This is a genomic window from Allocoleopsis sp. (genome assembly GCF_036703385.1).
GTDB lineage: Bacteria > Cyanobacteriota > Cyanobacteriia > Cyanobacteriales > Coleofasciculaceae > Allocoleopsis.
Genome location: NZ_DATNPA010000507.1, coordinates 1 through 7,828, shown reverse-complemented (window position 1 = coordinate 7,828; position 7,828 = coordinate 1). Strand labels below are relative to the sequence as shown.

Genomic DNA, 7,828 nt, shown 5'->3' with positions numbered 1-7,828 from the left:
CGGTGTTAAAAATAACATCTATATTCGGGTCGCGGATTGCTTTCCAAGTTTCTAATTGATGCCAGGATAGCGACCAACTTTCTGGCAGCTTCACTTGCAGAGGTAGTTCCTTAGCAGGGCAAGAATAAACAGGTTTCAGCGTAATTCTATAATCGGACATACCCTTAAAAACTGTCCGTAACTTGTTGTTGATTCCCATCATGACACCCAAAATAGAGATTGCCAAGAAATACAAGGATAAATTGTCCGTATAAATTAAATGAGTCGAAAAGGTCAGTCCATCACCCTCTCCATATCCGATCGCGACAAAGCCGAACTCGAAGCGATCGCACTCGAACTCGGTATGAAGTGGGGCGATCGTCCCAACATCTCCAAGTTGGTAGAAGCGATCGCACGTCGCCAACTTTTAGTGTTCCCAAATAACGACTGGTCAGAAACACGCATCCGAGCACTAGAACGATCAATTTATGCGTTGACTGACATAGGACAGATTGAACAAGCTCGAATTGTGGCTGAGTTACTGCTAGAACGCAGCGAACTCTCCTTACCTCTACGAGCAGAAATTGAACGCTTCTTGGAAAACCTGCCCCCACCTTGGCGTTTAGAGATTGACCGATACATCCTACGTCACCAGCCATTTCAGCTTTCTTACCACGATGCAGCAGAACGTTTATGGAACTTTACTGTCCGCCATGCCAAAGTCACTCCCCACGAAAAACGACTGTATCTTGATTGCTGGTGCGAGGAAACAGAAGGCAATCAGGACATAGACGAACTGCGTCACAACTGGTGCTTGCGTTTAGACCGTATTCAAGATGCGGCGGTAACACCTGTTGAGGGCCAGTGGCTGCCCTGTCTCGATCAAATTGAGGTAGAAATGCACCTCTTGAAAGGTTTGGCATTTGCTTATCGAGCCAAACCCGAAGATAGTGCCAATGACTGGCTACCCGATCAATCACGAGTCCGGCGAGTTGTAAGAAGAGTGTCGAGTACCTTCTGGTTTCTTCGTGAAGTGATGCAGTATGGAGAAGATTGCGTGGTGATGTCGCCAGAGAGTCTGCGCGATCGCATCAAGCAAAAGCTACGTCTTCAGTGTCAACAGTACGATATGGAAATCCGGGAAAACTCATAGATAGGCAGACATCTTGGCTGCCCTAGGAGCCACAATCAACCATCTGTCTTAGGCGAGGCGATACAAGCTGCTTTCCATGCGATCGCGCTCTTCGTGTAGAGTTCTTCAGATCGCCTCTATCCTAAAATCAGTGTATTTTCCTAGGGAACACTCTTTCCATATCAGGTGTGCACTTGGATTATTCAAGGGGTAATTACTGATGGTGTCTTCAATTCAGTCTGAATCCAAGCTTTCTCTAGAAGAATTCCTAAAGTTGCCGGAAACTAAACCAGCAAGTGAATATATCGACGGTCACATCTACCAAAAACCTATGCCACAAGGAGAACATAGCACCTTACAATCCCGTTTAACAGCCGCCATTAACCAGGTGGGCATACCACAGAAATTAGCTCATGCGTTTACTGAGTTGCGCTGCACCTTTGGGGGTGGTTCAGTCGTGCCAGATATCGCCGTTTTTGAGTGGCAACGCATTCCGTTACGTCCTAATGGTAGGATTGAAAATCGATTTTTAATTACTCCCGATTGGACAATTGAAATTCTCTCCCCAGACCAATCGCCCAATCGCGTCATTAAAAAAATTAGCTTCTGCCTCAAGCATGGAACAAAGCTAGGTTGGTTCATCGATCCGGAAGATGAATCCGTCAGTGTATTTCAATCTAATCAGCTCCCAGAAGTAAAATATAATACGGATACTTTACCCATTCTGAGTGTTTTAGGCGATTGGGAATTGTCTGTAGCAGAGTTGTTTAATTGGTTGAGTTTTACATGAGGTAAAGTTACGATGCCAAAAAAGTCAACTCTCCCCAATACGTAAGCGCTCCCTCCCTGAATACACATTGAACCGTTGCAAGCTGATCGGAGCGCGATCGCACTTTGCCATGCTCCCCCATCCAGACTTGAGCTTTGGTTTTGCTGCCAGAAGGCTTCATCAATCAGCTCTAACTTCAGGTTTCCACAGAAAATTCCTCTGGATCGGTTCCCCAATTCATCCAGCTTATGGCCTCACGCGCCGATCGCATCGTAGGCGGTACTCGCATCGCGTGAATATACGCCGTACTAGGGCAGGTCATTTTTAGCAGATACATTGGCTCGACATCAACCTCACTCTCGATTTTTAACAGCGTGTATTCCCGCCAAGAATCTAATTCAGTTGCTTGCAATTCTTGGCAAATGCGTGAGTAGCCAATTCCCTGAATGAGTACACGACGCAGTTCAGCATTGCGCTCTTCCAAAAGCCATCGCGCTTGCCAGTGGTGCGGGTGAACCCAATATTTTTCTGGCAAACTGACGCTGCGATAGTAGTACAAACAGTAGCCATCGGCAAACTCAATGGCGGGTTCACCTTCAGCGTGGAGGCGATGTTCGTTGTCGAACGAAAGTTTGCTGGGGCGATCGCAAATGATGCAAGTCTTTTCAAACGGGAAAATACAGCCACATTCGGAAAGTAATGACTGATAGGCTTCCCATTGTTTTGCATCGTACTCGCAATTTAAGACGGAAATACAAAAGTCAATTAGAGCAATAGAGGAAGCCTCTAAACCCGGAAGTAACAGGCCATAAAACGCAAACCCCGCTACATCCATCATCTGAACGAACGGGTTCTGCTGCAACTGCTGTTGGCCCCACTCCACGAGCGGTTGGTTCGCTAAATGCTGCCACAGAGGTTCCCCAATGTTTTGCCACAGGGAATCCCCAATTTGCACAAGCACTTGTCCTCCTGGTGCTTGAAAGAGTTGCTTTCTGAGTTCCTCCTGCTGCTGCTCCCACTGTTGTCTGAGCCATTGCTCTCGCAACTGCCCTGATAGTTCCAACAGCCGCTCCGAAATCTGCTCCTGGGATTGCCACATCAGTAGAGCTCGTAGTTGAAACAAATTCTGCAACTGTTGGTTCGACAGTTGGATTTGCAGCTGATGCCACAGTTCTGCTTCCAGTTGCTTCCCTATCTGAGCCTGAAGTTGGCTGGAAAATGGCATCAGCACAGGTGCGCCCAACTGCTGCGCCGTCTGTCGGGCTGGCTGTTGTTCAAAAACAGCCAGCTTAGCGGCGTTCGGACTACTGAAACAGCGAATCACAGGCTCTTGTTTGCCCATCGCCGCATAGGCAGCTTTTACAGCCGCTTCCGCTTTTTGGCGATCGCTCGGCTCTGTTGAGCATGATACCCTTGTCCACTTTTCTAGGATGGAGGGAATTAGAGCTTCGTGTTCGGGCGTCAGCTGAGTAATTTTAGTCGGCGACATATCTCCATCCCTCAGGCTCATATTCGCGCTGAATCCGCACCATCCAGCTACCTTGAGGAATTTGAATAGCTTTGTGTTCTTCGTGAGTCAATGTTGCTATTTCTGAAAGGACTCGTAGATAGAGGGTGCCATCTTTTTCGTACAGCTCAGCTTGTCCCTCACTAATCCGGTGGGAGTGTCCGGTTACTTCTCCTTCTGCCAGCGTCAAGTGAGGTAGCTTTTTCCCTAAGTGTTCCGGAGCGGCTGTGCTATTAGTTGGCTTTATAGAAAGTAAAATTACGTCGCCTTGTCGAATGGGTTGCATCGTTTTTTCTCCAGATTTTATTCTGTTTTAACACCTTGAAGGGCTGGCATTAACGCCTACAGTCCTCAGGTTAGGAATTCTTCATCAATAAGGCTTTTTCAGACGTATCTTAATCTATATATTACTTTTACTGATTTTTCTATAGGGTGACAAAATCATACCCAACGCAAAAGGGTAAAGTTTGATTTTTTACCTTACCCTTCATCTTGCGTTTTTGAGGAATATCAGGGTGTGAGTCTTGGGGTAATGGTCGGGCTATTGACTGTACGGTTGACTTGGCCCTTGGCATTGCCACCACCGGGGAAGGTGCCGCCTGTGCTGCCACCACCGGGGAAGGTGCCGCCTGAACCTAACTGGTTAGGATTTCGGGGAGATACTTGATTGTCTCGAATCTGCCCTCCTTCCAGCAGTGTCCTGACATCTATACCATTTCTGCTCGCGTTCCCAGGTAGGTCAAGATTTGGCGGCCTAGAAGTTGGAGTCTCGTCAGTGATGGGGCGACCAATGCGAGGAAAGTCTTGTGATGGACTAGCCGCCAGCTGAACAAACCTCGGATTTTCGATGACTCGTTGACCAGTGAGCGGCGACTGAGCTTGAAGCGCTTCAGAAGTTTCAGCTTGCACTTGTGCGATCGCTTGATCTGAATTTGGCGTCGATTCTGACTTGGTCAGATTTAATCCTGAGGCTAACTCACTGGTTTGATAAAACGTCTTCAGGTCAAATTCGTATACCTTCTCAATTCGATTTTTAACAATGACTGCCATATTGCCAGCTTTTAATTCCTGGCGTTGAGAGGCAGCTTCATTAAAAACTTCAATGCCGCTATTCGTAAGCGCTCCTACAATCGTCGTATCTGTTTCGGGAATATACCGGACAAACAGAGCTGAACCCCGAATTCCTGCCGCTGCATTAGGGGTACGCACGCGGGTCGTTCCCCGACCTGGAGGAATTAACACCAGTGCAGTACCATTGGACAGCCCAAAGGTACGAGTGCCAGGAGAAAAGCTGAATACAGCCTGCTCTCCCAGTCGGGCGAGAGAGCCGTCATTGAAGCGTAGCTGAGCCGTTGCTGCCTTAGCCGTCGCTAACGCATCACCAGGGGACATGGCATCCGATGGGCGAGCGGGTCGAGCCGACTGATTTTTAGGAATCAATCGCACTTGGTTGCGGAGGGACTCAATCACTGCCCTAGTTAAAGCGGTCTGGGCGCTCGCTTCCTTTGGCAGAAGGAGTGAAGTAGAACTCCACAGGGTTAAGGCTAGTAAAAGAGTAATTTTGCGCAGCATTGGAGAGTACCAAGTGTAAATAGAGATGTCAAGTTTTTGGCTCAGCAGACCCACCTATTGACACAGAAGCAATTTGAGCAGGTTATTCTTTGAGGGAAAGGATATAGGAGATAGAACAGATGCTCAACTATTAAGAATAAAGGTTGAAAAGCTTTATCGGGTTTAATCTCCTAACCCTTTCACCTAAATTTCATACTTCATCGTATATAGCTTCATACTTTCCCAATCTTTAATGCTCCCTGACAGCTCCCCAGTAAACAGAATAGAAGTTTAGGTGTATCTATCTCAAATGACCGTGGATTTACAGATTTAGTTCCCTGAGCCAGCCCATCTTTCTGAGGAAGTCTTAGTTATCTACCGCAATACATACTGAGAAGAGAGATTTTCTTCAATTATGAGCCGCCAAACTGCTTGCCAACATCGAATTGCCCAACTGCAACCTCATCCTTATGGATTTTTTCAACGAAATTCCCAAAAATCGCGCTTAGAAATTTTAGGAAGTCTGGTTTTCTGGGTTGGTCTGACATTAACTAAGCCCGCTTGGTCTGCCTCTCAGGTAGGAACTGCGGCTCTTCCAGTGTCGAACACTGACCAGAAGGGAAGTGTAGGGGTCACAGCCGCCTCTAAGGACGCTGAGATTATCCCATCTCATCCAAAAGTGTTGCCACCAGACGTGACAGGAGAAGCGGCACAGGAGTGGTCACAACCTGTCGGTGAAGACGGCAAAAGGATGCTGCAACAAGGGGAAGTGGAAAGAGAAGAGGACGCTCTGACGCCTGAAGCTTTAGTGAGAAGACACTCTGATGCCCGGAGCTTGAATAAGGAGACGTTCTCACCTTCAACAATTCACGGGGATTGGGGACTGGAAGAAATTGGGGAAGGGCATTGTACCCCTCCCTCTTGTGCATCACAGTCTGTTTCTGTGTCTGTTAACACTCCAGAGGCAAGAGTAGGAGAGCGGAACCAACGCTTTAGTGAGCAGGAAGCCGGAGCTTTCGTGAGCAGGGAAGAATTCCTCAATTCAAATATAGAACAGGGAAGAAATCTTCCCTCACTCACCTCTTCATTTCCTGCCTCAAGGGAAGCTCATGCTCTCCCTCTGTCTTCACAAGCCCAATCCCCGATCGCTTGCTCGATCGCACAGCAACCGCTTACTCCACAGTCAGAATCGCTGTACAGCCCTATGCCCTCCAACATAGTGGTAGAAGCTGAAAATCTTCCCACCTCGGAACTGCAACCGCCCCCCAGCGCAAATAGTTCAGAGTCACAACAGCCAGCTAGTGGTGAAGATCCAGAACTAGGAAAGCTGCGCTTACGGGAGTTACCCGCACCGCCTACTCCTTCTAAACCAGCCGTTTATCTACTTGGGGGAGTGGGCTATTTTAGAAGCAATAACATCTTTTCAGGAATTGACCCAATCGATGATGGTTTGGTCAGAGCAGGACTGACGCTTTTAGCCACTCCCTCTCTAGGGCCCCAGACTTCTCTGTTGGCTTCGGTGGGGGGAAATATAATTCGTTACAGTGAGCAAGCTCAGTATGACTATGATCAATTGAATTTCAACTTAGGAATTCGGCAGCAGATCGGGAGTCGCACTTATGGCGAAGTGGGATGGAGTAATCGACAGTTATTTAGTCAGGATAGTGGCGATCGCTTTCTCAATGATCACTCCCTGTACCTAGAACTGGGACGACGGGATGTGTTAGCCAAGCAGGTAACTCTAGATACCTTCTATCAATTGCGTCTGAGTATGGCTAATCCCAGCGATCGCTCTCAGGTGATTAACTTTGTAGGCGCGTCGCTGGGGTACACTCCCATCCCCCCGCTCGAAGTGGCTCTCGACTATCAGTTTGCCTTTGCTGACTTCACCCAACAGGAACGGCAAGACCAATACCACCAACTCCTTGCCCGCCTAAGTTATACCCTGACTCCCAATAGCCGAGCTTACCTGTATGGAGGACATAGCTTTGGTGATTCTTCCGACCCATACATCAAATTTAATGGCTTCGTTTTTGGTGCTGGGGTCAACTTCAATTTGACTTTATTTTGAGGTTCGACCCCGATGCGAGTAGATTGCACGACCAAGGATGAAACTCTCTTTCCCTTGACCCCTGACTCCTATTATCCGATTAGACACCATGCGCGATCGCCTTTGGCACCAGCGTACAGCCCTACGGGCATGTTAGCGTTAGCAAAGCGAGGCTTTAGCCTAGCGGCACGTTAGCGTAGCGGGGCGTGAAGCCGAAGGCTATAGCGTCAGCGTCAGCCCAGTGCAAACTGCGTAGCGTCTCGCAGAGAAGCTGATCGCCCACAGCGAAGGAATGAAAATTCTTATTCCTTCTGCCTCCTCGTATGAGCTCCGGTGCCGTCTGCCTTATGTTCAGATGAGGTGTTACTAATTTGTGACAAAATACTGATGGCTTCGCGGCAAAAGTACTTGAGCTTCTCCTGAATTTCCGGTACTGGCTCGCCCTCTCCCACAAATTGCCAATCCTGAATCGTGGAAAGTCGCCATGCTTTGCCGCGATAATCAAACCCCGCCGCTTCAATGCCTATGGCGCGTCGGGTATCATCTAAAGGGTCTTTGTAAAGCCGAATTTGAACTAAGATGCTACGGCATTGGAATTTTCTGCTCCAACCGGGTAAGTGAAAGCCAATATCAATCGAATCTGGATCGACTAGCTCTTGGGTATCCGGGTCATTTGTCCAGGGTTTCAAGTCGGCTCTTGCATCGGGGAACTCCGACTTAAACAAATTGACGATCGCAGCAATTTTGGTCGTAAATTCTAAGCTTCTGGCTTGTTCAACTGCATTCATGCCAAATCTCCTCAAGTTAAGGGCTATTACAAAGAATGCTTAATTATTAAGA

At 48.0% G+C, this 7,828-nt stretch carries 9 protein-coding genes; 4 read left to right on the top strand and 5 right to left on the bottom strand.

All coding sequences use genetic code 11. The features are described from left to right. Positions 1-259: 259 nt before the first annotated feature. The gene (locus V6C93_RS24840; protein ID WP_333479351.1) at positions 260-1,132 is read left to right on the top strand and encodes a WYL domain-containing protein; all 873 of its coding nucleotides are present in this window, start codon (positions 260-262) and stop codon (positions 1,130-1,132) included. 199 nt (positions 1,133-1,331) lie between these two features. Beyond that, positions 1,332-1,901, top strand: coding sequence for a Uma2 family endonuclease (locus tag V6C93_RS24835; protein ID WP_333479350.1), 570 nt, complete (start codon positions 1,332-1,334; stop codon positions 1,899-1,901). A gap of 7 nt (positions 1,902-1,908) precedes the next feature. Here V6C93_RS24835 and V6C93_RS24830 read toward each other — a convergent pair whose 3' ends face one another. The 4 genes from V6C93_RS24830 to V6C93_RS24815 form a co-directional block, all read right to left on the bottom strand. Further along, on the bottom strand, positions 1,909-2,061 hold the full coding sequence (locus tag V6C93_RS24830; protein ID WP_333479349.1) for a hypothetical protein: 153 nt from the start codon (positions 2,059-2,061) through the stop codon (positions 1,909-1,911). Positions 2,062-2,076: 15 nt separating this feature from the next. Beyond that, positions 2,077-3,369 carry a DUF6745 domain-containing protein gene (locus V6C93_RS24825; RefSeq protein WP_333479348.1) on the bottom strand — a complete coding sequence of 431 codons (1,293 nt, stop codon included), beginning with the start codon at positions 3,367-3,369 and terminating at the stop codon, positions 2,077-2,079. Next, complete coding sequence (locus tag V6C93_RS24820) at positions 3,356-3,673, bottom strand: hypothetical protein (RefSeq protein WP_333479347.1); 318 nt, start codon at positions 3,671-3,673, stop codon at positions 3,356-3,358. Before V6C93_RS24820 ends, V6C93_RS24825 begins: the two co-directional genes overlap by 14 nt. 224 nt (positions 3,674-3,897) lie before the next feature. Continuing rightward, on the bottom strand, positions 3,898-4,959 hold the full coding sequence (locus tag V6C93_RS24815; RefSeq protein ID WP_333479346.1) for a FecR domain-containing protein: 1,062 nt from the start codon (positions 4,957-4,959) through the stop codon (positions 3,898-3,900). Positions 4,960-5,353: 394 nt separating this feature from the next. Between V6C93_RS24815 and V6C93_RS24810 the strand changes: the two genes are divergently transcribed. Together V6C93_RS24810 and V6C93_RS24805 are read left to right on the top strand one after the other, a co-directional pair. After that, positions 5,354-7,009 carry a hypothetical protein gene (locus tag V6C93_RS24810; RefSeq protein ID WP_333479345.1) on the top strand — a complete coding sequence of 552 codons (1,656 nt, stop codon included), beginning with the start codon at positions 5,354-5,356 and terminating at the stop codon, positions 7,007-7,009. A 12-nt stretch (positions 7,010-7,021) separates the two neighbouring features. Next, complete coding sequence (locus V6C93_RS24805) at positions 7,022-7,183, top strand: hypothetical protein (RefSeq protein ID WP_333479344.1); 162 nt, start codon at positions 7,022-7,024, stop codon at positions 7,181-7,183. Positions 7,184-7,290: 107 nt separating this feature from the next. Here V6C93_RS24805 and V6C93_RS24800 read toward each other — a convergent pair whose 3' ends face one another. After that, the gene (locus tag V6C93_RS24800; RefSeq protein ID WP_333479343.1) at positions 7,291-7,776 is read right to left on the bottom strand and encodes a hypothetical protein; all 486 of its coding nucleotides are present in this window, start codon (positions 7,774-7,776) and stop codon (positions 7,291-7,293) included. Positions 7,777-7,828: the final 52 nt, after the last annotated feature.

Coding starts and splice junctions, on each gene's coding strand:
- V6C93_RS24840 (WP_333479351.1), top strand. CDS start 260: ATGAGTCGAAAAGGTCAGTCCATCACCCTCTCCATATCCGATCGCGAC.
- V6C93_RS24835 (WP_333479350.1), top strand. CDS start 1,332: ATGGTGTCTTCAATTCAGTCTGAATCCAAGCTTTCTCTAGAAGAATTC.
- V6C93_RS24830 (WP_333479349.1), bottom strand. CDS start 2,061: ATGAAGCCTTCTGGCAGCAAAACCAAAGCTCAAGTCTGGATGGGGGAG.
- V6C93_RS24825 (WP_333479348.1), bottom strand. CDS start 3,369: ATGTCGCCGACTAAAATTACTCAGCTGACGCCCGAACACGAAGCTCTA.
- V6C93_RS24820 (WP_333479347.1), bottom strand. CDS start 3,673: ATGCAACCCATTCGACAAGGCGACGTAATTTTACTTTCTATAAAGCCA.
- V6C93_RS24815 (WP_333479346.1), bottom strand. CDS start 4,959: ATGCTGCGCAAAATTACTCTTTTACTAGCCTTAACCCTGTGGAGTTCT.
- V6C93_RS24810 (WP_333479345.1), top strand. CDS start 5,354: ATGAGCCGCCAAACTGCTTGCCAACATCGAATTGCCCAACTGCAACCT.
- V6C93_RS24805 (WP_333479344.1), top strand. CDS start 7,022: ATGCGAGTAGATTGCACGACCAAGGATGAAACTCTCTTTCCCTTGACC.
- V6C93_RS24800 (WP_333479343.1), bottom strand. CDS start 7,776: ATGAATGCAGTTGAACAAGCCAGAAGCTTAGAATTTACGACCAAAATT.